Annotated in this window: 26 protein-coding genes; 7 read left to right on the top strand and 19 right to left on the bottom strand. The window is 64.5% G+C overall.

Annotated elements, in window-relative coordinates; translation table 11 throughout:
* Positions 1-100 precede the first annotated feature (100 nt).
* Together SO156_RS08370 and SO156_RS08365 are read left to right on the top strand one after the other, a co-directional pair.
* Entirely contained in the window at positions 101-958 is an 858-nt protein-coding gene (locus SO156_RS08370; RefSeq protein WP_498534456.1) for a DUF72 domain-containing protein, read from the top strand.
* 8 nt (positions 959-966) lie between these two features.
* On the top strand, positions 967-1,428 hold the full coding sequence (locus SO156_RS08365) for a DUF488 domain-containing protein (protein WP_498534455.1): 462 nt from the start codon (positions 967-969) through the stop codon (positions 1,426-1,428).
* Between the two features lie 142 nt (positions 1,429-1,570).
* On the opposite strand, the gene SO156_RS08360 is transcribed toward SO156_RS08365, so the two are convergent.
* From SO156_RS08360 to SO156_RS08320, 9 genes are all read right to left on the bottom strand, one after another.
* Complete coding sequence (locus tag SO156_RS08360) at positions 1,571-2,485, bottom strand: PhzF family phenazine biosynthesis protein (protein ID WP_458147220.1); 915 nt, start codon at positions 2,483-2,485, stop codon at positions 1,571-1,573.
* A gap of 174 nt (positions 2,486-2,659) precedes the next feature.
* A complete protein-coding gene (locus SO156_RS08355) occupies positions 2,660-3,559 on the bottom strand; it encodes an amidohydrolase family protein (protein ID WP_498534454.1) in 900 nt (299 codons plus the stop codon).
* Between the two features lie 23 nt (positions 3,560-3,582).
* The gene (locus SO156_RS08350) at positions 3,583-4,830 is read right to left on the bottom strand and encodes an MFS transporter (RefSeq protein ID WP_458147218.1); all 1,248 of its coding nucleotides are present in this window, start codon (positions 4,828-4,830) and stop codon (positions 3,583-3,585) included.
* Positions 4,831-4,879: 49 nt separating this feature from the next.
* Entirely contained in the window at positions 4,880-5,611 is a 732-nt protein-coding gene (locus tag SO156_RS08345; RefSeq protein ID WP_498534453.1) for a GntR family transcriptional regulator, read from the bottom strand.
* Positions 5,612-5,690: 79 nt separating this feature from the next.
* Positions 5,691-6,998 (bottom strand): adenylate/guanylate cyclase domain-containing protein, encoded by a 1,308-nt coding sequence (locus SO156_RS08340; RefSeq protein ID WP_498534452.1) that lies wholly within the window; start codon positions 6,996-6,998, stop codon positions 5,691-5,693.
* Between the two features lie 31 nt (positions 6,999-7,029).
* A complete protein-coding gene (locus SO156_RS08335; protein ID WP_498534451.1) occupies positions 7,030-8,193 on the bottom strand; it encodes an ABC transporter permease in 1,164 nt (387 codons plus the stop codon).
* A gap of 12 nt (positions 8,194-8,205) precedes the next feature.
* Positions 8,206-9,144: an ABC transporter ATP-binding protein gene (locus SO156_RS08330; RefSeq protein ID WP_458147214.1), complete on the bottom strand. Its 939-nt coding sequence runs from the start codon at positions 9,142-9,144 to the stop codon at positions 8,206-8,208.
* Entirely contained in the window at positions 9,141-10,106 is a 966-nt protein-coding gene (locus tag SO156_RS08325; protein ID WP_498534450.1) for an HlyD family secretion protein, read from the bottom strand. The genes SO156_RS08330 and SO156_RS08325 overlap by 4 nt, the downstream gene beginning before the upstream one ends.
* The gene (locus tag SO156_RS08320; RefSeq protein ID WP_498534449.1) at positions 10,103-10,795 is read right to left on the bottom strand and encodes a TetR/AcrR family transcriptional regulator; all 693 of its coding nucleotides are present in this window, start codon (positions 10,793-10,795) and stop codon (positions 10,103-10,105) included. The genes SO156_RS08325 and SO156_RS08320 overlap by 4 nt, the downstream gene beginning before the upstream one ends.
* Positions 10,796-10,904: 109 nt before the next feature.
* Between SO156_RS08320 and SO156_RS08315 the strand changes: the two genes are divergently transcribed.
* Genes SO156_RS08315 through SO156_RS08305 form a run of 3 tightly spaced genes read left to right on the top strand, consistent with a single transcriptional unit; the run spans position 10,905 to position 12,127 of the window.
* Positions 10,905-11,240, top strand: coding sequence for an ArsR/SmtB family transcription factor (locus tag SO156_RS08315; RefSeq protein ID WP_458147211.1), 336 nt, complete (start codon positions 10,905-10,907; stop codon positions 11,238-11,240).
* Complete coding sequence (locus SO156_RS08310) at positions 11,237-11,698, top strand: SRPBCC family protein (RefSeq protein ID WP_458147210.1); 462 nt, start codon at positions 11,237-11,239, stop codon at positions 11,696-11,698. Before SO156_RS08315 ends, SO156_RS08310 begins: the two co-directional genes overlap by 4 nt.
* 15 nt (positions 11,699-11,713) lie before the next feature.
* Positions 11,714-12,127 (top strand): GFA family protein, encoded by a 414-nt coding sequence (locus SO156_RS08305; RefSeq protein ID WP_458147209.1) that lies wholly within the window; start codon positions 11,714-11,716, stop codon positions 12,125-12,127.
* A gap of 95 nt (positions 12,128-12,222) precedes the next feature.
* Here SO156_RS08305 and SO156_RS08300 read toward each other — a convergent pair whose 3' ends face one another.
* A complete protein-coding gene (locus SO156_RS08300) occupies positions 12,223-12,621 on the bottom strand; it encodes a DUF2000 family protein (protein ID WP_498534448.1) in 399 nt (132 codons plus the stop codon).
* A 196-nt stretch (positions 12,622-12,817) separates the two neighbouring features.
* On the opposite strand from SO156_RS08300, the gene SO156_RS08295 reads away from it, so the two are divergent.
* On the top strand, positions 12,818-14,641 hold the full coding sequence (locus SO156_RS08295) for a CYTH and CHAD domain-containing protein (protein WP_498534447.1): 1,824 nt from the start codon (positions 12,818-12,820) through the stop codon (positions 14,639-14,641).
* Positions 14,642-14,683: 42 nt separating this feature from the next.
* Here SO156_RS08295 and SO156_RS08290 read toward each other — a convergent pair whose 3' ends face one another.
* The 9 genes from SO156_RS08290 to SO156_RS08250 form a co-directional block, all read right to left on the bottom strand.
* Entirely contained in the window at positions 14,684-15,073 is a 390-nt protein-coding gene (locus SO156_RS08290; protein WP_498534446.1) for a DUF4189 domain-containing protein, read from the bottom strand.
* 185 nt (positions 15,074-15,258) lie between these two features.
* A complete protein-coding gene (locus tag SO156_RS08285; protein ID WP_498534445.1) occupies positions 15,259-16,863 on the bottom strand; it encodes an NTP transferase domain-containing protein in 1,605 nt (534 codons plus the stop codon).
* Entirely contained in the window at positions 16,860-17,561 is a 702-nt protein-coding gene (locus SO156_RS08280; RefSeq protein ID WP_458147204.1) for an XdhC family protein, read from the bottom strand. Before SO156_RS08280 ends, SO156_RS08285 begins: the two co-directional genes overlap by 4 nt.
* Positions 17,562-17,563: 2 nt before the next feature.
* Positions 17,564-17,887: an XdhC family protein gene (locus SO156_RS08275; protein WP_283041710.1), complete on the bottom strand. Its 324-nt coding sequence runs from the start codon at positions 17,885-17,887 to the stop codon at positions 17,564-17,566.
* 10 nt (positions 17,888-17,897) lie between these two features.
* Positions 17,898-19,100 (bottom strand): vWA domain-containing protein, encoded by a 1,203-nt coding sequence (locus tag SO156_RS08270; RefSeq protein ID WP_458147203.1) that lies wholly within the window; start codon positions 19,098-19,100, stop codon positions 17,898-17,900.
* A 100-nt stretch (positions 19,101-19,200) separates the two neighbouring features.
* Positions 19,201-20,109, bottom strand: a complete 909-nt coding sequence (locus SO156_RS08265) for an AAA family ATPase (RefSeq protein WP_458147202.1) — start codon at positions 20,107-20,109, stop codon at positions 19,201-19,203.
* 36 nt (positions 20,110-20,145) lie between these two features.
* Positions 20,146-20,952 (bottom strand): FAD binding domain-containing protein, encoded by an 807-nt coding sequence (locus tag SO156_RS08260; RefSeq protein WP_498534444.1) that lies wholly within the window; start codon positions 20,950-20,952, stop codon positions 20,146-20,148.
* A 39-nt stretch (positions 20,953-20,991) separates the two neighbouring features.
* Positions 20,992-21,477 carry a (2Fe-2S)-binding protein gene (locus SO156_RS08255; RefSeq protein WP_027525325.1) on the bottom strand — a complete coding sequence of 162 codons (486 nt, stop codon included), beginning with the start codon at positions 21,475-21,477 and terminating at the stop codon, positions 20,992-20,994.
* Between the two features lie 134 nt (positions 21,478-21,611).
* Positions 21,612-22,058 carry an SRPBCC family protein gene (locus tag SO156_RS08250; RefSeq protein ID WP_458147200.1) on the bottom strand — a complete coding sequence of 149 codons (447 nt, stop codon included), beginning with the start codon at positions 22,056-22,058 and terminating at the stop codon, positions 21,612-21,614.
* Positions 22,059-22,227: 169 nt separating this feature from the next.
* On the opposite strand from SO156_RS08250, the gene SO156_RS08245 reads away from it, so the two are divergent.
* Complete coding sequence (locus tag SO156_RS08245; protein WP_498534443.1) at positions 22,228-23,583, top strand: 3-carboxy-cis,cis-muconate cycloisomerase; 1,356 nt, start codon at positions 22,228-22,230, stop codon at positions 23,581-23,583.
* Position 23,584: the final 1 nt, after the last annotated feature.

Below are 23,584 nucleotides of genomic sequence, written 5' to 3'. Positions count from 1 at the left end.
CATCTCGTGACTAAAGCGCGATGAGATCGCGCTTTAGGTTATTGCTTGAGCATGACCTTTACGGAAAACCGCTTCACACTTTTCCGGATCATGCTTTAGGATGCACCCCCTCCCCTCATCCGCGCGAGATCCTCCGGTGGCCAAAGCAAAAACCGCGTCGCAAAAATCGGGCAACATCTTCATCGGCATCGGCGGCTGGACTTTCGAGCCCTGGCGCGGCGAGTTCTATCCGGAGAAGCTCACGCAGGCGAAGGAGCTGTCCTATGCCGCATCGAAGCTGACCTCGATCGAGATCAACGGCACCTATTACGGCTCGCAGAAGCCGGAAAGCTTTCGCAAATGGGCCTCCGAGGTGCCCGACGGCTTCGTCTTCTCGGTCAAGGGGCCGCGCTTTGCCACCAACCGGAGGGTGCTGGCGGAAGCCGGAGATTCCATCAAGCGGTTCTACGATTCCGGCGTGCTGGAGCTGCGCGACCGCCTTGGCCCCGTTCTCTGGCAGTTCGCGCCAACCAAGAAGTTCGACGGCGCCGATTTCGGCAAGTTCCTCGAACTTTTGCCGCGCAAGCTCGATGGCCGCGCGCTACGTCATGTGGTCGAGGTTCGTCACGACAGCTTCTGCACGCCCGACTTCGTCGCGCTGCTGCGCGAGTTCGAGACGCCGGTCGTGTTTGCCGAGCACGGCAAATATCCGGCGATCGCCGACGTGGTCAGCGATTTCGTCTATGCGCGGCTTCAGAAGGGCAATGACGAGTTGAAGACCTGCTATCCGCCCAGGGATCTCGATGCCTGGGGCAAGCGGTTTCAGGCCTGGGCCTCGGGCAGTGAACCGGATGACCTGCCGAAGGTTGACGAGGCAAAGCCCAAGAAGGCGCCGCGCGACGTGTTCGCCTATGTCATCCATGAAGGCAAGGTCCGCGCGCCGGCCGGCGCCATGGAGCTGATCGCCCGGATCGCCTGAGGTTTGCCATGGCCAAAGCGAAAAAGCTCTTCACCATCGGCTATGAACAGACGCCACCCAAGGCGGTGCTGGACGAACTGGAGAATGCCGGGGTCAAGCTCCTTGTCGACGTGCGCGCCGTGACGTCGTCGCGCCGGCCGGGCTTCTCCAAGAAGCAGCTCGCGGCGGGACTAGATGAACGCGGCATCGCCTACGTCCATCTCGCAGCACTCGGCACACCCAAGGAAGGACGGCTCGCCGCGCGCAGCGGCGAGTATTCGGTGCTCGAGAAGATCTACTCAAAGCACCTGAAGACGCCGCAGGCCAAGGAAGAGCTCGACGAATTGTCGGCGCTGGTGAAGAGGGCGGGTCCTGTCTGCCTGCTCTGCTACGAGCGCGACCACACCCACTGCCACCGCCAGATGATCGCTGAGATCATCGAGGAGCGCGATGGGGTGAAGGTGGAGAATTTGGTCGGGCGACAGATTTAACCGCCGTCATTCCGGGGCGCGACGAAGTCGCGAGCTATGATGCGCAATTGCGCATCTGAGAATCCATCGGACCACAGAGTCGCTGGATGAATGGATTCCGGGCTCGCGCTCCGCGCTCCCCGGAATGACGAGTGGGGAGAGCTTAGCCCTCCCCCGCGAGCCGGAAGGTTCCTTCCATCATCTGCACGCAACTGCCGCCGACGTGGGAGGACAGAAGCGCGCCGTTCTGCTTCACCACGCGCGTCAGCAGGATGCTCGGCCTGCCCATGTCAAATCCCTGGCCGATGGTGAGCTTCAACTCACCGTCGCGCCGGGGATCGAGATCGGCGAACAGGGCGGCGGCTGCGACCGTGGCGCTGCCGGTTGCGGGATCCTCGATCAGGCCACTGGCGCCGGGGAAGAACATCCGCGCCTGGAGATCGCAGGGTTTTTCTGCCGCAGGCACGTCGCGCGTATAGAAATAGACAGCGAAGGCGCCATCGAGGGGGAACAGCCGGCCGAACGCCGCAGCGTCGGGCTTCGCCCGCTTCACCGCATCGCGCGAACGCACTTCCGCAACCACGAACGGCGTTCCGACACCCACAACCTGCGGCGCATGCCGATCCAGCCTGATGTCTTCCGCACTCAGCGACAGACAGGCTGCAACGTCGTTTGCAGAAAGCTGCGCGAGGCGGCTCAGCGGCTGCGGCGCCGTGAGCTCGGCGTTGACTACCCTGCCCTGCTCCCGCTGAATGTCCACCGGCACGAGGCCAGCCTTCTCCTCGAACAGCAGACGCGGCTTCGGCTCCTTAGCGATCGTCGCGAGCACGAACGCGGTGCCGACATTGGGATGTCCCGCAAAGGGAAGCTCTCTGACGGGCGTGAAGATGCGCACCTCGGCATCGTTCGCCTTGTCGCGCGGCGGCAGCACGAACGTCGTCTCGGAATAGTTGAACTCGGTCGCGATCGCCTGCATCTGCTGCGTCGACAGCCCGCCGGCATCGAGCACGACGGCGAGCTGGTTGCCGCCGAAGGCGCGGTTGGTGAACACGTCGACGGTGATGTAGCGGCGTTGCATCTTTCTTCCCTCACGCGAATGGCAACCTCGACCGGCTGCATCGGCCTGCATGTTACAGGCCGACGCCAGCAGCCGTCATGCCCCAAAACTCGGAGCACTCGGTGCAATCGCGCAAGGTTCTTGTTTGAGCATGATCTCTTCGGAAAAGCGCTTCACACTTTTCCGGATCATGCTCTAGAAGCGGAAGAGTGGTCGCGGCGAGGCCAGCACTTGCGCGCGCTCGTCCTTGTCCGTGACGAGCTCGTCGAGGAAGCGACGGTTCTTCTCGTAAGTCTGCGTCGCCTCGAACTGCGTGTGCGGCCAGTCACTGCCCCACAACAGGCGATCGAGACCGTAGGCAGCACGCAACAACGGATAGGCTTGCTTCGCAAAATTCTCGCCGGCGGCGCCGTTGCGATACGGCGCGGAGATCTTGACCCAGACGTTTCTGGTCACCCCGAGCTTCAGCACCGCCTGAAACCCGGGATCAGCGACGCCGAGCTTTGGATCGGGCAGCGCGAAGTGATCGAGCACGACGGTGATGCCGCGGTCGAGGAGCTGCGGCGCGAGCGTCGCGAGATCGGAGGCATTGCGCTGGATCTCGACCTGCCAGCCCAGCGATTTGACCGACGCGAGCAGCGCCTTCCATTCGGGCGCAGCGAGATCCGGCAAGGGCTGTCCGACGAGATTGAGACGAATGCCGACGACGCCGGCGCGGTCGAGCGCGGCAAGCTCCTCGGCAGGAACCGCGGGATCGACGACGGCGATGCCGCGCAGCCGGCCGCGTGTCGCCTTCAGGCATTCGACGAGATAGGAATTGTCGGTGCCGAGAAAGCTCGGCTGCACCAGCACGCCGTTGGTCATGCCATTGCGATCGAGCTGCTCAAGATAGAGATCGAGCGGTGCGTCGTAGTCCGGCGCGTAACGCCGGCCGGGCGCAAGCTTGAGGCCGCGATGAAAGACGTGGGCGTGGGTATCGATCGCCGGCATCGTCACCTCACTCACCGCCTTGCCCGCACTGGCGATCACCGAGGCAAGGGCAACAGCGACCGCGCCGAATTGACGGCGCGTCAGGCCGCGTTCGCTTGTCGTCATGTTCGTTCCTCCACATTCGCAGGTCAGGCACGCGTGCCGGCTATGGCCTGCTCGAAGACCTTGCCGCGGGTTTCGGGAAGCAGCAGCACCGCGATCAGCACCAGCGAATAGGCAAAGGCAGCGTCGATGCCGATCGCCGGCCCGAGGCCGATATGGTCGCTGAGATAGCCGACGAGGAACGGGAACGCGGCGGAGACGACGCGGCCGAAATTATAGCAGAAGCCGACGCCGGTGCCGCGCACGCCTGCCGGATAGAGCTCGCTGAACAGCGCAGCCATGCTCGCCGGAATACCTGCGGAGAAGAAACCAAGGGGAAAACCCAGCACCAGCATCTGCGAATTGGTCAGCGGCGCGAAGATGTAGATGAGCACGGTGACGATACAGGCGGTGGCGAAGAACGCGACGTTGGCTCTGCGGCCAATGCGGTCGCTGACGATGCCGCTCGTCACGCAACCGCAGAAGAAGGCGATGATGATGACGGCGAGATACCCGCTCGAGCCAAGCACCGACAGATGCCGCACCTCGCGAAGATAGGTCGGCAGGAACGTCGTCAGCGCGGCGTAGCCGCCATGCGCGCCGATGCCGAACAGACCGCCGACCAGCGTCGAGCGCAGCACGTCGGGATGAAAGATGCCGGCAAGCGTGGCGAAGAACGGCGCCTCCGGCTCGCTCGATGCAGCGCGCTGCGGCTCCTTCAGGCCGCGGCGGATGAAGATGATCAGGAGCGCGGGCAACAGTCCGACCGCGAACAGGATCCGCCAGGCGATATCCGCCGGCGCATAGGTGAAGACCAGCGCCGACAGCAGCACCGCTGCGCCCCACCCCACGGCCCAGGCGCTCTGCACCGAGCCGAGCGCCTTGCCGCGATGCTCAGGGCGGATGATCTCGGCCATCAGCACCGCGCCGCACGCCCATTCGGCTCCAAAGCCGAGTCCCTGAATCGCCTTGAGCACCAGGAGCTGCGTGAAGCTCATTGCGAAGGCGCAAGCGAAAGTCGCCAGCGCGAAGGTCGCGACCGTAATCTGAAGCGCCTTCACGCGGCCGAAGCGGTCGCCGAGCGCACCACCGATCCAGCCGCCGAAGGCGCCGAAGAACAGCGTGATCGAGCCGAGCAGGCCGGCATCGGCCTTGCTGATGCCGAAGGCCGCGATCAGCGCGGGGATCGCAAGGCCGAACATCTGGACGTCGAGCGCATCGAGCGCCCAGCCGCCGAAGCTTGCCCAGAAGGTGCGCCGCTCCAGCGGCGAGCTTTCGCTGTACCAGTTTGCCATCGTCTCTCCCCGAAAATTGGTTATTGCTTGGTATCGTTGTCGCCTGCGCTCACCGGATCTCGGCGTGGTAGCGGAAGCGGTTGGCCGGCCCGCGCGAGCGGCGCCATTCGATCGGACGGCGCTCGAGATCGAGCGCGAGACGCTCGATGACGATCAGCGGTGCGTGGGCTTCGAGGCGCAACAGGCGGGCCTGCATCTCGCTCGCAGTCTCGACGGTCAGGATTTCCTCGGCCGACACCACGACCTCGCCGCAGCGTTCCTCGTAGAGCGGATAAAGCAGGTCGCCGAACTCGGACGGGTCGATGTCGAGAATCGCTGCGAAGCGCGATCGTTGCAGCCAGATCTCTTCGGCAAGCAGCGGCACGTCGTCGATCAGGCGCAGGCGCGACAGGCTGATCACGGGCTCGCCGACGGGAATGCGCAGCGCGGATGCGACGGCGGAGGTCGCCGGCACGCATTTCCGCCTGAGGATGCGGCTCTGCGGCACGCGGCGCTCGCCGCTCTCGGACTGGAAGCGGAAGAAGCGGAACAGCGAAGAGTTGAAGCGCGCGCGGCGGACGAAGGTCCCCCGGCCCTGCTGGCGCTCAAGCACGGCATCGCTGACCAGCTGATCAATCGCCTTGCGCACGGTGCCGATCGCGACGCCGTAGTGCGCGGCGAGATCAGCTTCGGACGGGATCGGCTCGCCCGGCCGCCATTCATTGCGGTTGATCCGCGCGGCGAGATCGTCGCGCAAGCGCTGATAGCGTGGCAGGCGGTCGTCGAGCGAAGCCGAATTCATATAGTCATATAGATGACTAGATGAGGTACGAGTCAAGCGCTACTATAGTACCTCAAGTCCCGCTTTCTGAAGGCTGGTCCTATCCCAACTGAAACACCGCCATCGGCCGCTCGTAGCCGCGCACCTCGACCTCTCCAAGCGCGACTGCATCGTCGCCATCATCGCCGAGGACGTCGCGCACCGCGGACGAGATCAGAAGTTGCGAGCCGAAATCCTTGTTCAGCGCCTCCAGCCTTGAAGCAAAATTCACGGTGTCGCCGATCACGGTGTATTCCTTACGCCGGGGCGAGCCGATATTGCCAGCGACCACCTCGCCGAAGTGGATCCCGATGCCGATCCGCAGCGGCCAGCTCGATTGTGCGTTGATGTGGTCCATCGCGGTGAGCATCTCGCGGCCGGCGGCCACTGCCCGGTGCGCGGCGTCGGACGCGGCGAGCGGCGCGCCGAACAGCGCGAGAAAGCCATCGCCCAAGAACTTGTTCACGATGCCGCCATGGCGATCGAGGATGTCGACCAGCACGGCGAAGGCGCCATCGAGCCGGTCGACCACATCCTGCGGCGATCGCGAGCGTGCACCCGCGGTGAAGCCGCGGAAGTCGACGAACATCACCGCGACGCGCCTGATGTCGCCGCCGGCGCTGGTCCCCTCCGCCATCAGCCGCTCGACGACCTGCGGCGAGACGTGCTGGCCGAACAGGTTTGTGACACGGTCGCGCGCGGTGGCTGCCGTGATGCTTGCCGCGAACTGCCGGCGAAGCTGCGCGCCGACGGCGCCTGCGAGCACGCCGCAGACCAGGATGATGCAGCTGCGTACCGCATGGAAATAGGCCTGAGGCTCGCCGGCGCCACTGACGGGATCAAAATAGAGTGCGACGGCTAGGAGCTGGGCCGCCGCCACGAAACCGGTGAAGGCCGACAACCAGAAATCGAGGCGGAGCGTCGAGAGAATGATGAAGATGAAATAGACGAGAGGCACGGCAAAGCCAAGTGCCGGGATCGCCCCCATGCTCCGGATCTCCAGGACCAGGATGACGGTCGGCAGCGAGGTCTCGATCAGCGTCCCGATGTACCGCCTGACCACCGGCACGTCCCGATCGAGCCTGAGATTTCGCCTGATCTGGGACTGAACCCAGACCTCGAACAGCACAAACCCGATCAGCAGGCCGAAGACCTCGATTAGTCCGGACGCTCCGTGCCAGACCCGGTCCACGACGCTCGGGGCGATCAGGTACATCGCAGTGATGAACAGGATCATGACGCATCCCGTCACGATCAGCGCCTTGACGCGCAACAGCTCGGTCCGCAGCACCTCGCGAGCCAGCTCGTGCTCGAAATCCGCCGATATCGCGGCTTGCTGCCCGGCGGCCCTGCTTGCAAAACTGACCATCTTGCCCCCTGTCGTTGCGGGGCATTTTGCCTCAATCGAGCGTGCGGCGGAAGCGCGTCACGGCGATGACCATGGCGATCAGCATGAGGGCTGCCAGCGCCAACGCGTCGTATTGCAGGTTCTGGACAGTTGCGCCCTTGAGCATGATGGCACGGACGATACGCACATAATGCGTCAGCGGCAGCACCTCGCCGAGATATTGCGCCCAGACCGGCATGCCCGCGAAGGGGAACATGAAGCCGGACAGCAAAATGCTCGGCAGGAAGAACATCATCGACATCTGCATGGCCTGGAGCTGGTTCTGCACGATGGTCGAGAAAGTGTAGCCGATCGCGAGATTGGTGGTGATGAACAGCGTCGAAAGCAGCGCCAGCAAGGTGAGGCTGCCCAGCACGGGCACGCCGAACAGCAACACGCCGATCGAGAGGATCAGGAAAGCCTGGATGAAGCCGACCAGCACGTAAGGGATGATCTTGCCGAACATCACCTCGACTGGCCGGATCGGCATCGAGAGCAGACTTTCCATGGTGCCACGCTCGACCTCGCGCGTGACCGACAGCGCGGTGAAGATCAGCATGGTCATGGTCAGGATGGTGCCGACCAGGCCCGGCACGATGTTCAGCCGCGAGGACGCGGCTGGATTGTAGCGGGCGTGCGCACGGATCTCGAACGGCATCTCCGGGGGATCGCCGATGTAGAGATCGTGCTGGAGCGCGGTCTGCACGATCATGCCGAGCGAGGCGAGCGCGGCGCTTGCCGCGACCGGATCGGTCGCATCGGCGGCGACCAGCAGCGCCGGCTTGTCGCCGCGCCGGACCGCACGCTCGAAGCCGCGGGGGATCTCGACGCCGAACAGCACCTTGCCGGACTTCAGCAGGTTGTCGAACTCGTCGACGTCGTGCACCTCGCGGATGAAACGGAAATAAGCGGTGTTCTCCAGAGCCTTCAGCACGGAGCGTGCGAGATCGCTATCCTCCTGGAGCAGGACGGCGCTCGGCAGATTGTGCGGCGTGGTATTGATGGCATAGCCGAACAGCAGCAGCTGCATCACCGGGATCATCACGATCATGGCGAAGGAGACGCGGTCGCGGCGGAGCTGGATGAACTCCTTCACCACCATCGCATAGGAGCGCCGCCAGAAGCCGAAGCGCTCGCGAATTTCGTGGCCGTGATCTGATACGTCTGTGACGCTCATTGGAAATTGTCCTTATTGGAAATTATCCCTGGAGCGGTTCATGAGTTCGATGAAGACGTCTTCGAGCGAGGGATGCGATTTCTGCCAGTGCGTGCCGCCTTTGTCGCGCCACGGCGCGATGCTGGCCTCGAGCGCGGTGACATCGCGGCCCGAGACGTGCAGCGAGGTGCCGAACGGCGCGACCATGTCGACGCCCGGCTTGCCGGTGAGCTCGACGGCGAGGCCGTTCAAATCATCTCCGGTGACGGTGTAGGTCGTGAGCGCGGATTTCGCGATCACCTCGTCCACCGTGCCGTGGGTGAGGAGATGGCCGTAGGCGATGTAAGCGATCTCGTGGCAGCGCTCGGCCTCGTCCATGTAGTGGGTGGAGACCAGCACGGTGAGGCCTTCGGCGGCGAGCGCATGGATCTCGTTCCAGAAATCGCGCCGCGCCTTGGGATCGACGCCGGCAGTCGGCTCGTCCAGCAGCAGGAGTTGCGGATTGGGCAGCGTGCAGGCGCCCAGTGCCAGCCGCTGCTTCCAGCCGCCGGAGAGCTCGCCCGCAAGCTGCTCCTCGCGGCCGGAAAGGCCGAGCCGCTTGATCATCTCGCCTGCGGCGCCGCGCGCATCGCGCATGCCGTACAGCCGTGCGACGAATTCCAGATTCTCGCGCACCGAGAGATCCTGATACAGGCTGAAGCGCTGGGTCATGTAGCCGACCTGGCGCTTGATGCGCTCGGCGTCGCGCCTGATGTCGTAGCCGAGGCAGGTGCCCTCGCCGCTGTCGGGCGTCAGAAGCCCGCAGAGCATGCGGATGGTCGTGGTCTTGCCGGAGCCGTTGGGCCCGAGAAAGCCGTAGATCGAGCCGCGCTTTACCTGCATCGACAGATCGTGCACGACCTCGCGGCCGCCAAAGGACTTCGTCAGCCCTTTGACGTCGATCGCGATACCGTTGCCGACTGTCCCGTTCATCGCTGGTCCGCTACCGGGGTCTTGGTTTCAGAAGTCTTGGGATTGAGATAGACGCTGATCGGCTGGCCCACGCGCAGCGCATCGGGCCGCGAGGGCCGCGCCTGAATCAAATAGACGAGCTTGTTGCGCTCATCGAGGCTGTAGATCACCGGCGGGGTGTATTCGGCCGTGGTCGCGATGAAATAGATCTTCGCGGTGAGATCATCAGCGCAATTGTCGCAGACCACCCGCACCTGATCGCCGATCGCAAGCTTCGGCAGCTCGGTCTCCGGCACGAAGAAGCGCAGCTTCATGTTGCCGGGCGGCATGATCGACAGCACCGGTCGCTGCGCGGCCACCATCTCGCCCTCACGGAAATAGATCTGCTGGATCGTGCCAGCGACCGGCGCAAAACCCCTGCGCCGCGCCAGCCGCGTCTCCGAGGTCGCAACCCGCGCCTCGGCGACCCGCAAGGCGGAGACCGCGGAATCGAGATTGGCCTGCGTGCCCGACCCCGTCTTGCTGAGCGAAGCCGCGCGATCATAGGTCTGCTGCGCGTTCGCCAGCGTCGCCTTGTTCTGATTGAGATCGGCAAGCTGGAGATCATCGTCGACCGAGTAAAGGGCGTCGCCGACCTTCACCTCGTCGCCCTCGCGGACATTCAGCTTGATCACACGTCCTGCCTCGTCGGGGCTGACGAAGATCATGTCTGCCTCGACCCAGCCCTGGAAGCCGGGATCGCGCTGTTCCTTGCAGGCGGCGAGGCCGGTTGCGAGTACCAGGGCCGCGATCGCACAAGGTCGCGCGAGACGCACCGAAAACTGAAACGCTTGGGGCGGCAGATACCACGGTCGAACCCTCACCCTGAGGAGCCGCGAAGCGGCGTCTCGAAGGGCGACAGGCAACAGTCGGGCCATCATCCTTCGAGACGCGCGCTCCGCGCTCCTCAGGATGAGGTGAGAAATGGTTTGCGACGACCTCATGTCGTCCTCCGTTCGCCAAAAATCAAATCGAGATGGACGCGCAGCATCTCCTGCGCATCGAGCGGGTGATGCCGCGCAAACAGGCTCTGCCAGATCACCGCGATCAGCGCGGGTGCGACCAGGATTTGGGGAAAGCGCGCGAGGTTCTTTTGCTGAATCTCACCGCGGGCGATCCCGAGCTCGATCAACGCGCGCATGCCGGCCATCCCGCGCGACACCACCTCGCGGTAGTAGAAGTCGGCCACGGCCGGAAAGCGCGGCCCCTCCGCCACGATCAGGCGCACGAGATCGCCGCGCCTGGTGTTTGCAACCTCCTTCAGGAAATTGGTCGCAAAGGCCTCGACGAGGTCCCGCACCGAGCCGGTCGGCGGAGGCAGTGTGGTGAGGCGCTCGACCACCGGCACGATGACGATGCGCACCAGCTCCTCGAACATCGATTCCTTGTCCTTGAAGTGCAGGTAGATCGTGCCCTTCGCCACACCCGCGCGCTTGGCGATGTCGTCGAGCCGCGTCGCCGCAAAGCCGCGCGCAATGAACTCTTCCAGAGCTGCCTCCACGATCGCCGCACGCCGCTCCGCTGCGCGCACGGCGCGATTTGATCCGCGAGCGGCACCTTCGCTGGCTTCGAGAGCATGGCCCTTGGCGCGGACTGCCGATGGCACGGCAGGATTGGTCGGCTTCTTTATCATTCGCAATTTATGACTGACCGGTCAGTCAAAGTCAATTGCTCAGTCGCTCACAAGATGTCCAGACAAATTAGCCTTGACTAATGAATTAGCCATTGCTAATTGAATTAACATGCTCGAAGCCGTCCCAAACCCCGTCACTACCGTCATGCGCGCTCTCGCCGATCCGACCCGCCGCGCCGTGTTCGAGCGTGTCTTCGAGAGCAAGGAGATCAGCGTGGCGGAGCTGACGCGCGGCAGCGGCGTGACCCAGGGCGCGATCTCGCAGCACCTGAAATCCCTCAAGCAGGCCGGTCTCGTCGCCGAGCGCGCGGAGGGCCGTAACGTCTACTACCGCGCCGCGCCGCAGGGGCTCGAGCCTCTGGTCGAGTGGATGGATCATTACGGCGTCTTCTGGCGCGAGCGCTTCCAAAACCTGCGTAGCCTGTTGAAGGAGATCGATCCGTGAGTGCCGTTGCGTCCAATGTTCAAACCCAGGACATCGTCATCGACGAGATCTTCCCTCACGCGACCGAGACGATCTGGAAGGCGCTGACCAGCGCGCAGTTGATCGCGCGCTGGCTGATGCCGCCGACCGGCTTCGAGGCGATCGAAGGCAAAGCCTTCACCTTCCAAACCACCCCCGGCGGCGCCTGGGATGGCGTCATTCATTGCCGGGTTCTGGAGGTCGTGCCGAACCGGCGTCTCGCCTATGCCTGGAGGGGTGGCGATGAGCGCAACACCGGCTACGGCGCGCCGCTCGACACGGTCGTGACCTGGTCCCTCACCCCGGTCGAAGCCGGCACGCGAATCCGCCTGGTTCATGCGGGCTTCGTCATGCCCAGGAACGATTCCGCCTACACCATCATGAGCGGCGGCTGGAAGAAGGTCGTCCGGCAGCTTGACGCGATCAGCGGCGAACAGTGAGCAGGAGATATCGCGATGAACAAGCCCTATACCGGCGGCTGCGCGTGCGGCGCGATCCGCTATTCGATCACCAGTGAACCCCTCTTCGCCAACCACTGCCAGTGCCGGGACTGTCAACGTGAAAGCGGCACTGGCCACGGCTCGTACCTCACCTTCGCGCGCCCCGGCGTCACGGTAACGGGCGAGGCCAAGCAATGGGACATGGTCGGCGACAGCGGCAACGTGAAGACGCGCGCCTTCTGCCCCGTGTGCGGGTTGCCGGTCTACATGACCTTCGCAGCACAGCCCGACATCTTCACCGTTCGCGCCGCGAGCCTCGACGAGCCGGCCCGCTACCAGCCGCAGGTGATAACTTACGCCGCGCGCGGACAGGGCTGGGATCACCTCGATCCGAGCCTGCCGAAGTTCGAGACCATGCCGCCGGCGTGAGGTGCCGGCACTAGGTAAAATCGAGCACCATGCGGCCGTCGATCTTGCCGGCCCTCATCTGGTCGGTGACGCGTCCTTTCACGCAGCAGCCGGCGTCAGCTGTGGAACTTCAAACCATCGATAATTTTATCGATCACCTTGCGCTCGGCGCGCATCGCAATGCCGACGAGATTGAGATCGGCGCGGCTCACCGCTCGCACCGCCTCGCGATTGGCAACATCATGCGTGGTCGCGAACATGTCCTCGGTATAGACCGCCGGCGTCACGTTGCGCGATAGCGCGCGGGACAATGCGGGACCATCGGCGCCGTAGATCAGGATCGGCTGGCCGATCAGGGAGAGATATTTCGTGCCTGACGCGTCCTCGTAAGGCTCGCCGATGCATCCCGGAAAGGCGGCAGCGATTCCGCCCGCGAGGAAGGACGCCACGTTGAGTTTCTGCCAAGCCTGAAGATCCGTGCGGATCACCACGGCGATTTTTGTATCAAACTGCATGATTTATCCCACGCGCCCCGCACACAGAGAAGAAAATTCTTCGCGCGAGCGTTGTTTGAGGATGAATGTAACCCAGATTGACCTATTTATTCACAGCGTGAAAATTTCAAACTCGATGCAACCGGGGACCGCTTCCCGGCTCGAATTGAGTCGGCTATACATCATTGCGCTGTCATCAAACCGTCATACAAATCTCATGTCCGAATCTGGCACCATCAAGCCGGCCTTCGAAACCGTGCATAGTTTACCTCGGCCCAATGGCCATCTTGTCCCGGAGGACCGGAAGAAGACCAGAGAGGACAGGAAGAAAACCAGGAACTCGGTGGTTTCCACCACCGAGCAAGAGCTTGGCTCGCAAGAGCGCGTTGACGATATGCTCGCGCACAACGACCTCCCTCACGCTGAAGACCTTCGCGTTGATGAGGCCCAGCTCAGTGAGAAGCCAACACCAGACCTTGCGCCGTCTCGCGAAGGTGCGCCACGCACCACAGAGATCGAGCTCAAGCTGCTCGTCGCGCCCGATCGTCTGGCGGATTTCGGCAATGCACCGATCATCGCGGCGAACGCGCGCAACAAAGGCACGCGAAAGCATCTCAAGGCCATCTACTACGATACAGCCAAGCATGCGCTTCAACGCAACGGCTTGAGCTTCAGGGTTCGCCAGAGCGGCGCGCGATACACGCAGACCGTGAAGGCCGAGGCCGCGAACGATCCGCTCCGACGTGGCGAATGGGAAGCGAATGTCCCCTCCACTGCTCCGGATGTCGCGCTGGCGCTGCCGTTCATCCCGGAGAAGCTGCGCGCCGATTTCGATCGTCGTCCGCTCGAGGCGGTCTTCACCACCGACATCCACCGGCATCAGCGCATCATCGATCTGCCATCCGGCACGGTCGAGGTCGCATTCGACCAGGGATTCCTGAAATCCGGCGATCGATCGATGCCGGTCAGCGAGATCGAGCTCGAGCTCAAGTCCGGCAGCGCGTCGGCGATCTACGAGCTTGCGCTGCGGCTTGCCGAGCATGGGCCGGTGAGACCATCCATCCGCAGCAAATCGGCACGCGGATTTGACCTCGCGGCCGACGTGCCGCCAGCCGCAAGAAGGCCGCGCAGGCTGCGCCTGGATCCATCGGCCTCGCTCGACGAGACCCTTGCCGTGATCCTGCGCGCCTGTCTTCTCCATCTACTTCAATCGCTCCCGGCTGCCGAGGACGGTCGTGATCCTGAGGGAATTCATCAGCTTCGCGTCGCGCTGCGGCGCCTACGATCAGCCCTGCACCTGATGCAATCGGTCGTATCCGTGAGCAAGCTCGACCTGCTGCGCGCAGAGGCCAAGTGGCTGGCGCAGAATCTGTCCGCCGCTCGCGAATGGGATGTCTTCCAGCGCGAGACACTGCGCACCGTCGCGCAAGGCTGCCCCTCGATCGCCGGCTTCGACGCGCTGGAGGGGGCCGCAGAGCAGCGCCGCACCGATTCATACGACAAGGCGCGCCTGGCGCTGGGCGACCGCCGCGCTGCGTCTTTCGTTATCGGGCTTGGCGGCTGGATCGAGTCGCGCGGCTGGCGTAGCGACGTCGCGCCCGAACATCTGGCGCAACTGGCCGAGCCCGCCACGAACTTCGCGCGGCGCATCCTGTCCACCCAGTATGCGAAGGTGCTGAAGCGCGGCCGCCGCTTCAAGTCGCTCACGGCTGAAGAGCTGCACTGCCTGCGGCTTGCCGTGAAGAAGCTGCGCTATGTCGCTGATTTCCTGTTGCCGCTCTACGGACAGCGCAAGTCCGCAAGACGCTTCTCCGACCGGCTGGCCGCTTTGCAGCATGAGCTCGGCCTCTTCAACGACATGGCGACAACGGCCTTGCTGCTCGCGGATATCGGCATGGAATCCGCAAGCGGCAATACTGCTGCAGCGGCGATCGCAGGCTGGCAGGCACACGCAATGGTCGGCACCGAACCGCGCCTGAAGAAGGTGTGGTCGGATTTCGTCAAGGCGAAGGTGCCCTGGTCGATCGAGGCCGAGGCCTGATCGGCCGCACCTCGGCAAGCCAGTCCCGCGAGCTATGCAATTTCAGCCCTTCGCGTCACACGCCCAGGCGCGGATCACGCATTCCTTGCCGCCATATTTGTAGCATTCGCGCGTGGCGGCATTGAGCGTCGTCGAGATATTCGGCTTCACGGCATAGCCATAGGCGCCGCAGGGGTTGGCGAGATCGACCGACATCGCGGCACAGTCGCGCTTCATGGTCACGGTCGTGCACTCGCCCTTGCACTGCTTTTGTGCGGCGGCGCGCGCCGCGGCTTCGCCGGCGAAGTCATAGGCATGGCCATAGGCCCCGCACTTGCCAACTGCGAAGGCGCCCGCGGCATGCGCGTCCGTGACGTAGCGGGCCCCCGCCACAACAATGCTCAGCCCAAAGAAAAACATCGCGCAACGGCGCGCGACGACGTTCGAAGCCATGGAAATTCCCCTCCCCCGAGGCAGGCGGAGGAGACTGTAAGGATCGGTCGTTTCCAGATGGTGAACGAGTGGTTGAAATCGCCACTTCGTAGGGTGGGCAAAGCGAAGCGTGCCCACCGCTTCAGTCGACGCGCGGAAAAATGGTGGGCACGGCGCTATGCGCCATTGCCCACCCTACGGCACCGTCATCCTCGTCTCGCCGCTTCCAGCGCCTGCGGCGTATCGATGTCGAGGAAGGCACTCTCGCCATCGACGGGCACTTCGGCCACGACTTCCGCATGCTTGGCGATCAGATGCCGCGCGCCGATGTCGCCGTCGAGCGTCATCAATTCGCTGAAGAAGCGGCGCGACCACAGCACGGGATTGCCGCGGCGGCCCTCGCTCACGGGCACGGCGATCAGATTGCCGCGGTCGGGGGCAAAACTGTCGATCAGGCGGTCGATCAGGCCGGCATCGATCAGCGGCATGTCGCCGAGGCAGACCAGCGCGCCGTCGCTGCCGTCCGGCACGGCCGCGATGCCGGCCTTGACCGAACTTGCGATGCCGCCGGCAAAATCCGAATTGCGAACGAATTTCACCTTCAGGCCTTTGAGCGCCTGCTCGACGAGCTCAGCCTGATGGCCGGTGACGACGATCACCTCGGACGCCTTCGAAGCCAGCACCTGTTCGGTCGCGATCCGCACCAGCTTCTTGCCCTCGAGCTCGGCGAGCAGCTTGTTGGGCCCGCCCATCCGGGTCGAGCGCCCCGCGGCGAGCACGATCGCCGCGACCTGGCTGTTGCCTTCGGTCTCGGGCTTTGCACGCGGCTGCGGCCGCGTGACGATCTCCATCAGGAGGCCGCCGACGCCCATGCCCATCAGCTCGGCGCGCGTCACCTTGATGCCCGCGAGGAGCCGCATCAACACCCAGTCAAAACCGTTCTCGACCGGCGATCGCGCACAGCCTGGCGCGCCCAGCACGGGCACCTGGCCCGCGCGGCCGATCAGCAGCAGATTGCCGGGATCAACGGGCATGCCGAAATGCTCGATCGCGCCGCCGATCTCGGTGATCGCCGCCGGGATCACGTCACGGCGGTCGGCGATCGCGGAGGCCCCGAACACGATGACGAGCTCGGCGCCGAGTCCCAGCAACTCCTTGATCGCAGCCGACAGCGCCGTCTCCTCATGCGGCACCCGCCGCTCGGCGATGATGGTCGCACCCGCGGGCGCGAGCCTCTCGGCAGTGACGCGCAAGGTCTTGTCGACCACCTTGGAGGACAAGCCCGGCAACAGCGTCGAGACGACGCCGACGCGCTTGATCACGTAGGGCGCAACCTGCAGCACGTCGCGGCCCGCGGCCTTCACGGCGGCATCGCGCAAACTCCCTTCGACGCCGAACGGAATGATCTTGACCGTGCCGACCATCTCGCCCTCGACCACCGGCTTGAAGGCAGAGAGCGTCGCAAAGGTAATGGCTTCGTCGACATTGTTGATACGATCGACTGCAGCGCGGTCGATCACCAGAACGCCCGGGCGCGCCGCGAACAAATTCGCGCGACCGGTGAAGGCGCGCTCGACATGGATGCCCTCGCCTCCGACCGCCTCCGCAATGCTGGCGGCCGCGACGTCCTCGGAGACGTCGCCCTGCTCCATGCGCACCACGACGATGTCCTTGATGCCGGCACGCGTCAGCGCCTCGACTTCGGCAGGGCCGATCGTCGTGCCTTTCTTCAGCACCAGCGGACCCTGGCGCAGGGTGTGGACGGTCACCCCGCCGATCGCATCCTTCGGGCTCGCCGGGCCGAACTTCATGCCGCTTCTTCTCTTTCTTTCGGAGGCAGGCGAAGCACCGACGTGATCTCGGCCATGATCGACACCGCGATCTCGGACGGCGAGACCGCGCCGATCGCAAGGCCAATCGGCGCATGGATGCGCGCGATGTCGCTATCCTTCGCGCCCTGCGCCCGCAGCCGGTCGCCGCGCTTGGCGTGCGTCTTCCGCGAGCCGAGCGCACCGATATAGAAGCAGTCGCGCTCGAAGGCGTGCAGCAGCGCTGGATCGTCGATCTTGGGATCGTGGGTCAGCGCGACGAAGGCGGTGTAGTGGTCGATGTTGAGTGGCGGCAGCGCGACGTCGGGCCATTCTGCGATCAGTGGCACGTCCGGAAAACGCTCGGGGCTCGCAAAGGCCGTGCGGGGATCGACGACCGTTACGTCATAGCCGAGCGAGCGCGCCATCGGCGCCAGCGCCTGGCTGATATGGACGGCGCCAACGACAACCATCTTCGCGGTCGGCGCATAGACGTTGAGGAAGAGCTTCTTGCCATTGGCCTCGACATTGCCGCTCTTGCCCGTGCGGAGCTGTTTCTCGAGCTCGGCACGCAGCGGATCCTTGGCAAAATCCCTGGCCTTCACCAGCCGCTGCTCGCCGCTCTCGGTATCGGTGACGAGAATGACCGGTCGTCGCGCGGCGCGCTCGGCATTGAGTTCGTGCAGGGTTTCCAGCTTCACGGCTAGCCGACCTTCTCGACGAATACGCGGATGGTGCCGCCGCAGGACAGCCCGACGTTCCAGGCGGTCTCATCGGCCACGCCGAACTCCAGCATTTTTGGCTTGCCCGACTCGATCACGTCCATGGCCTCGGTGACCACCGCACCTTCGACACAGCCGCCCGAGACGGAGCCCAGAAATGTGCCGTCGTCGTTGATCACGAGGCTCGAGCCCGCTGGCCGCGGCGCCGAGCCCCAGGTCTCCACCACCGTTGCGAGGGCAACGCCATGGCCGGCCTTCTGCCAGTCCTCCGCCGCCTTCAGGATATCCTCGTCGCGATCGAGCATGGCCTACCTCTCAAGCTGCGGAACGGATCAGGCTGCGGTGATGCGGCGGCAGCGGCTGGGAGAGCGTCTTGATCAGCTCCTGGATCGAACTCAAATTATGTACGGGGCGGAATTCGTCAACGTGGGGCAGCATCATTTTGATGCCCTGCGCCTTGGCCTCGAAGCCGCCGAACCTGAGCAGCGGGTTCAGCCAGATCAGGCGACGGCAGGAGCGGTGCAGACGGTCCATCTCGAAGGCGAGCTTGGAATCGGCCTCCCGCTCCAGCCCGTCGGAGATCAGCAGCACGATCGCGCCCTGGCTCAGCACGCGGCGTGCCCACAATTTGTTGAAGTTGTGCAGCGAGGTCGCAATGCGCGTGCCTCCGGCCCAATCCTCCACCGCCGCCGAGCAGCTTGCCAGCGCCTCGTCCGGATCGCGCTGGCGCAGCGCACGGGTGACGTTGGTGAGGCGGGTGCCGAACAGGAACACGGAGACGCGCTTGCGGGCGTCCGTGATGGCGTGGAGGAAGTGCAGGAACAGGCGGGTGTATTCGCTCATCGATCCCGAGATATCCAAGAGCGCCACGATCGGCGCCGGCTTCTCGATCCGACCGAGGCGGTGGATGTCGATGATGTCGCCGCCGGTGTGCAGCGAGGCGCGCAAGGTACGGCGCAGGTCGAGGCGCAGCCCGCGCCGATCGGGCCGGTGCCGCCGCGTCAGAAGCTCGGCCTGCGGCAGCCTCATCTTCTCGATCGCGCGCAGCGCTTCGCTGATCTCGGCCGCGCTCATCTGCGCAAAGTCCTTCTTCTGAAGGATTTCCTTGTCGGAGACCGACAGGCGCAGATCCTGCTCCTGGTGCTGCGGCGTCTCCGTCATCTGCGGCTGCGACAGCGCCTCCTGGACGCGGCGCGAGGCCGGCGGCGGCTTCTTCTTGGCATGATCGGGCAGCGGCACCGAATCCAGCATGTGCTTCCACTCTTCGGAAGGCCGGAAGAACAGGTTGAAGGCCTGCTTGAAGATCAGCGCATGCTCGTGGCGCTTGACGAAGATCGCCTCCAGCGTGGTGAAGACGTCGGAGCGGCTGCCGATGTCGATCACCTGGAGCGCGTTGACGGCGTCGATCACCGAGCCGGGGCCGACGGGAAGACCGGCGGCACGAAGCGCGCGGGCGAAGCCGACGATGTTGTCGGCAAACTGCTCGGTCTTGTCAGGCGCAAGGTGATTGATCGCCATGGTCTGCTGCCTCTGCCGTCATTCCGGGGCACGCGAAGCGTGAACCCGGAATCTCGAGGTTCCGGGTTCGATGCTTCGCATCGCCCCGGAACGACGACGTTCAATTCTCGCTCGTCGCGTCCTTCAACACCTTCTGCAAGGCATCGCCCTGCATGCGGACGATGTCGTCCTGATACTTGAGCAGCGCGCCCAGCGTGTCGCCGACGACCTGCGCCGTCAGCGAGCGGGCGTCGAGCTCGGACAGCGCGGTAGCCCAGTCGATGGTCTCGGCGACGCCCGGCGACTTGTAGAAATCCTGGTTGCGCAGCGCCTGCACGAAGCGCACGACCTGCTGCGACAGCTTTGCCGAGATGCCGGGCACGCGCGTCTTGACGATGGCGAGCTCGCGCTCGGCGGAGGGATAGTCGACCCAGTGATAGAGACAGCGCCGCTTCAACGCGTCGTGGATCTCGCGGGTGCGGTTGGAGGTGATGATGACGATCGGCGGATGCGGCGCCCTCACGGTGCCGAATTCGGGGATGGTCACCTGGAAGTCGCTGAGGATTTCGAGCAGATACGCCTCGAACGCCTCGTCGGCGCGATCGAGCTCGTCGATCAAGAGCACCGGCGGGCCGGCAACGTCCGGCTCCAGCGCCTGCAGCAGCGGCCGCTTGATCAGATAACGATCGGCGAAGATGTCGGAGGAGAGTTGCTCGCGATCGGTATCGCCGGCGGCCTCCGCCATCCGGATCGCGATCATCTGCGCGGCGCTGTTCCATTCATAGACCGCCGAGGAGACGTCGAGGCCCTCATAGCATTGCAGGCGGATCAGTTTCCGTCCCAGCGCCGCCGACAGCACTTTTGCGATCTCGGTCTTGCCGACGCCGGCCTCGCCTTCCAGGAATAGCGGCCGCCCCATGCGCAGCGACAGATACGTCACCGTCGCCAGCGACCGCTCCGCGAGATAGCCGCGCGAAGTGAGGAGTTCGAGCATCGCATCGACCGATGCCGGCAGTGCCGCTGCAGTCATGAAAGAGCCAGTCTCGCTACGCCCGATCCGGGCCCATCACTCTTTGGCGTTGGCAGCGTCGACGGCGCGCCGCGTCAGCACCCCGATCAGGTGCGCACGATATTCCGCGCTGCCGTGGATATCGCTGTTGAGGCCTTCGGCCGGCACGTCGATGCCGTCGAACACCTTCGAGGAGAAGCGCTTCTTCAAGGCTTCCTCGAACGCAGTAACGCGGAAGACGCCGTCCGAGCCGGCGCCGGTGACGGCGACACGCACATCCGAGGGACGCCGCGCCACGAACACGCCGACCAGCGCATAGCGCGAGGCCTGGTTGCGGAATTTGACGTAGGCCGCCTTCTTCGGCAGCGGGAACATCACCTTGGTGATGATCTCGTCGGCCTCGAGCGCGGTCGAGAACAGGCCCTGGAAATACTCTTCCGCCTTCAGGCGGCGCTTGTTGGTGACGATGGTGGCGCCGAGCGCGAGCACCGCCGCCGGATAGTCCGCGGTCGGGTCGTTGTTGGCGAGCGAGCCGCCGATCGTGCCCTTGTGACGAACCGCCGGATCGCCGATTCCGCCGGCAAGGCTCGCGAGCGCCGGGATCGCTTCGCCGACGATGGCCGACGTCGCGACATCGGCGTGCTTCGCCGTGGCGCCGATCACCAGCGAACGGCCCTTCATCTCGATGGTGTCGAGACCTTCGATATGGGAGAGATCGACGAGATGCGGCGGGCTTGCGAGGCGCTGCTTCATCACGGGAATCAGTGTGTGGCCGCCGGCGATCACCTTGGCGTCCTCGTTCTTCACCAGGAGATTGGCTGCCTGGCGCACGGTCCCAGGGCGATGATACTTGAATTCGTACATAATGGACTTCCTGATCGCGAGATGCGCGCGAGTGTCGGGTTACGCGAGATCGGATTTCGCCATCGCTTTCGCGCCGGCGGCGATCGAGGCGACGATGTTCTGATAGCCGGTGCAGCGGCAGAGATTGCCTTCGAGCTCTTCGCGAATCGTGTGGTCGTCGAGCTCGTGGCCTTTGCGATGGACGATGTCGATCGCGGTCATGATCATGCCGGGCGTGCAGAAGCCGCACTGCAAGCCGTGATGCTCGCGGAAGGCCTCCTGCATCGGATGCAGCGGCGCGCCGTCGGCGGCCAGCCCTTCGATGGTCTTGACCTCGTGGCCGTCGGCCATCACCGCAAGCGTGGTGCAGGACTTCACGGCCTTGCCGTCGAGATGCACGACGCAGGCGCCACACTGCGAGGTGTCGCAGCCGACATGGGTCCCGGTCAGCCGCAGATGCTCGCGCAGGAACTGCACCAGCAGGGTGCGGGGGTCGACATTGGCGTTGACGGGATTGCCGTTCACGATAAGGGAGATTTTGGCCATCAGGACTCTCTGGTCAGCGCCCCGCCGGGTCCCGGCGAAGCGGTTCTTATAGTTATTCCAACCCATCATATGGGCCATTGCACCTTCGGGCAACATCGCCCGAAATGCAGGCAGTTATGCCTAAAGGCGTGGGGCTAACCCTGTACCGCCTTGGCGAAATTCGCAAAAAATTCGTCGGCGAGCTTTTTGGCGGCGCCGTTGATCAGGCGCTGGCCGAGCTGCGCCAACTTGCCGCCGATCTGCGCCTCGACATCATAGGAAAGCAGCGTGCCGCCATCCTTCTCCGACAGCTTCACCGCCGCGCCGCCCTTGGCGAAGCCGGCCACGCCGCCCTCGCCTTCACCCGTTATCTTGTAGCCGTTCGGCGGGTCGAGATCACTGAGCATCACCTTGCCCTTGAAGCGCGCCGACACCGGGCCGACCTTCATCTTGGCGACCGCACGAAAACCGCCGTCGTCGGTCTTCTCCAGTTCCTCGCAGCCGGGGATGCAGGCCTTCAGCACCTCGGGATCGTTGAGCTTGGCCCATACGGATTCGCGCGACGCCGCAAGCTGAACTTCGCCGTTCATTGTCATGGCCATGGGCAGCCTCCCGGGATCATTGACGCAATGCTGCTCAAGTAACGCAGGGCCGCCGCAAAGGAAAGGGCGGCCGACGATCACATGCAATGCATATTCGCAACTGCAACAAGTTTGCGCCAGCGGTTTGGGATTGGCAGACGCCGCCCATGGTGATTAGGTCCGGCGCAACATGAGCACATCCCTCTCCCCCCTGCTTGCGCCGATGCTGTCGAGCGCGGCCATGCGCGCGGTCTGCGATGACCGGGCTTACCTGCAATACATGCTCGAATTTGAGGCAGCGCTGGCCCGCTCCGAAGCTGCGACCGGCGTAATTCCCGCGAGCGCGGCTGGCCCAATCGAAGCCGCCTGCAATGCAGCCGCGTTCGACCTTGCCGCGCTTGCGGACGCCGCGACCAGGTCGGGCAATCTGGCGATCCCCCTCGTCAAGGCGCTGACCGCGAGCGTCGCCAAGGCCGATGCGGAGGCGGCGCGCTACGTGCATTGGGGCGCGACCAGCCAGGACGTCATCGACACTGCGACCATGCTGATGCTTCGCGCCGGGATCGATGCGCTGGACGCCGACCTCAGCCGCGCCATCAAAGGGCTCGCCGCACTGGCGCGCGCCCACCGCAACACCGCCATGGTCGCGCGCACCTGGCTGCAGCACGCGCTGCCGATGCCGTTCGGATTGAAGGCCGCCGAATATGCCGCAAGCCTTGCCCGCGCACGCTGCCGGCTGCGGCGGCCGCGCCGCGAAGGCCTCACGCTGCAATTCGGCGGCGCCGCCGGCACGCTGGCAGCACTCGGCGACAGGGGGCTCGTCGTCGCCGAGCGGCTTGCACAGGAGTTGAACCTGCAATTGCCCGAAGCGCCCTGGCACACCCATCGCGACCGAATCGCCGAGGCGGCATCAAGCCTTGCGATTCTTGCCGGCAGTTGCGGCAAGATCGCCCGCGACGTCTCGCTGATGATGCAGACCGACGTCGCCGAAGCTTTTGAGCCTGCCGGCGAAGGCCGTGGTGGCTCCTCGACCATGCCGCACAAGCGCAATCCGGTCGCAGCGGCAAGTGCGCTCGGGGCCGCTACGATGGCGCCGCAATTGGCCGCGACGATCTTCGCGGCCCAGGTCCAGGATCACGAGCGCAGCGCCGGCCCGTGGCACGCGGAATGGCCGACGCTGCCGCAATTGATGCTGGTCACCTCCGGTGCGCTTGCGGCCATCGTCGATATCGCCGAAGGCCTCGACGTCGATGCGGCGCGCATGCGCGCCAATCTCGACGCGACGCATGGCCTGATCATGGCGGAAGCCGTCACCTTCGCGCTCGCCGAGACGATCGGCAAGAGCGACGCGCATCATCTGGTCGAGGCTGCCAGCAAGAAGGCGGTTGCCGAGAGAAAGCATTTGCGCGACGTGCTCACGGCCGATTCGAATGTCACCGCGCATCTTGCGCCGGAGAAAATTGCGGCATTGTTCGAGCCGATGGCCTATCAAGGCGCTTCCCAGGCCCTGATCGACCGGCTGCTCGACAGCCTCGACCGCGAATAGA

The organism is Bradyrhizobium sp. UFLA05-125 (assembly GCF_059803515.1).
Note: the sequence above shows the minus strand (reverse complement) of the source record. Positions and strands in the feature narration are given on the sequence as shown.

Coding starts and splice junctions, on each gene's coding strand:
- SO156_RS08245 (WP_498534443.1), top strand. CDS start 22,228: ATGAGCACATCCCTCTCCCCCCTGCTTGCGCCGATGCTGTCGAGCGCG.
- SO156_RS08325 (WP_498534450.1), bottom strand. CDS start 10,106: ATGAGGTCGTCGCAAACCATTTCTCACCTCATCCTGAGGAGCGCGGAG.
- SO156_RS08295 (WP_498534447.1), top strand. CDS start 12,818: ATGTCCGAATCTGGCACCATCAAGCCGGCCTTCGAAACCGTGCATAGT.
- SO156_RS08275 (WP_283041710.1), bottom strand. CDS start 17,887: ATGCTCGATCGCGACGAGGATATCCTGAAGGCGGCGGAGGACTGGCAG.
- SO156_RS08365 (WP_498534455.1), top strand. CDS start 967: ATGGCCAAAGCGAAAAAGCTCTTCACCATCGGCTATGAACAGACGCCA.
- SO156_RS08305 (WP_458147209.1), top strand. CDS start 11,714: ATGAACAAGCCCTATACCGGCGGCTGCGCGTGCGGCGCGATCCGCTAT.
- SO156_RS08320 (WP_498534449.1), bottom strand. CDS start 10,795: ATGATAAAGAAGCCGACCAATCCTGCCGTGCCATCGGCAGTCCGCGCC.
- SO156_RS08355 (WP_498534454.1), bottom strand. CDS start 3,559: ATGACGACAAGCGAACGCGGCCTGACGCGCCGTCAATTCGGCGCGGTC.
- SO156_RS08330 (WP_458147214.1), bottom strand. CDS start 9,144: ATGAACGGGACAGTCGGCAACGGTATCGCGATCGACGTCAAAGGGCTG.
- SO156_RS08250 (WP_458147200.1), bottom strand. CDS start 22,058: ATGGCCATGACAATGAACGGCGAAGTTCAGCTTGCGGCGTCGCGCGAA.
- SO156_RS08265 (WP_458147202.1), bottom strand. CDS start 20,109: ATGACTGCAGCGGCACTGCCGGCATCGGTCGATGCGATGCTCGAACTC.
- SO156_RS08370 (WP_498534456.1), top strand. CDS start 101: ATGCACCCCCTCCCCTCATCCGCGCGAGATCCTCCGGTGGCCAAAGCA.
- SO156_RS08315 (WP_458147211.1), top strand. CDS start 10,905: ATGCTCGAAGCCGTCCCAAACCCCGTCACTACCGTCATGCGCGCTCTC.
- SO156_RS08340 (WP_498534452.1), bottom strand. CDS start 6,998: ATGGTCAGTTTTGCAAGCAGGGCCGCCGGGCAGCAAGCCGCGATATCG.
- SO156_RS08260 (WP_498534444.1), bottom strand. CDS start 20,952: ATGTACGAATTCAAGTATCATCGCCCTGGGACCGTGCGCCAGGCAGCC.
- SO156_RS08335 (WP_498534451.1), bottom strand. CDS start 8,193: ATGAGCGTCACAGACGTATCAGATCACGGCCACGAAATTCGCGAGCGC.
- SO156_RS08360 (WP_458147220.1), bottom strand. CDS start 2,485: ATGCAACGCCGCTACATCACCGTCGACGTGTTCACCAACCGCGCCTTC.
- SO156_RS08300 (WP_498534448.1), bottom strand. CDS start 12,621: ATGCAGTTTGATACAAAAATCGCCGTGGTGATCCGCACGGATCTTCAG.
- SO156_RS08270 (WP_458147203.1), bottom strand. CDS start 19,100: ATGGCGATCAATCACCTTGCGCCTGACAAGACCGAGCAGTTTGCCGAC.
- SO156_RS08345 (WP_498534453.1), bottom strand. CDS start 5,611: ATGAATTCGGCTTCGCTCGACGACCGCCTGCCACGCTATCAGCGCTTG.
- SO156_RS08350 (WP_458147218.1), bottom strand. CDS start 4,830: ATGGCAAACTGGTACAGCGAAAGCTCGCCGCTGGAGCGGCGCACCTTC.
- SO156_RS08285 (WP_498534445.1), bottom strand. CDS start 16,863: ATGAAGTTCGGCCCGGCGAGCCCGAAGGATGCGATCGGCGGGGTGACC.
- SO156_RS08255 (WP_027525325.1), bottom strand. CDS start 21,477: ATGGCCAAAATCTCCCTTATCGTGAACGGCAATCCCGTCAACGCCAAT.
- SO156_RS08290 (WP_498534446.1), bottom strand. CDS start 15,073: ATGGCTTCGAACGTCGTCGCGCGCCGTTGCGCGATGTTTTTCTTTGGG.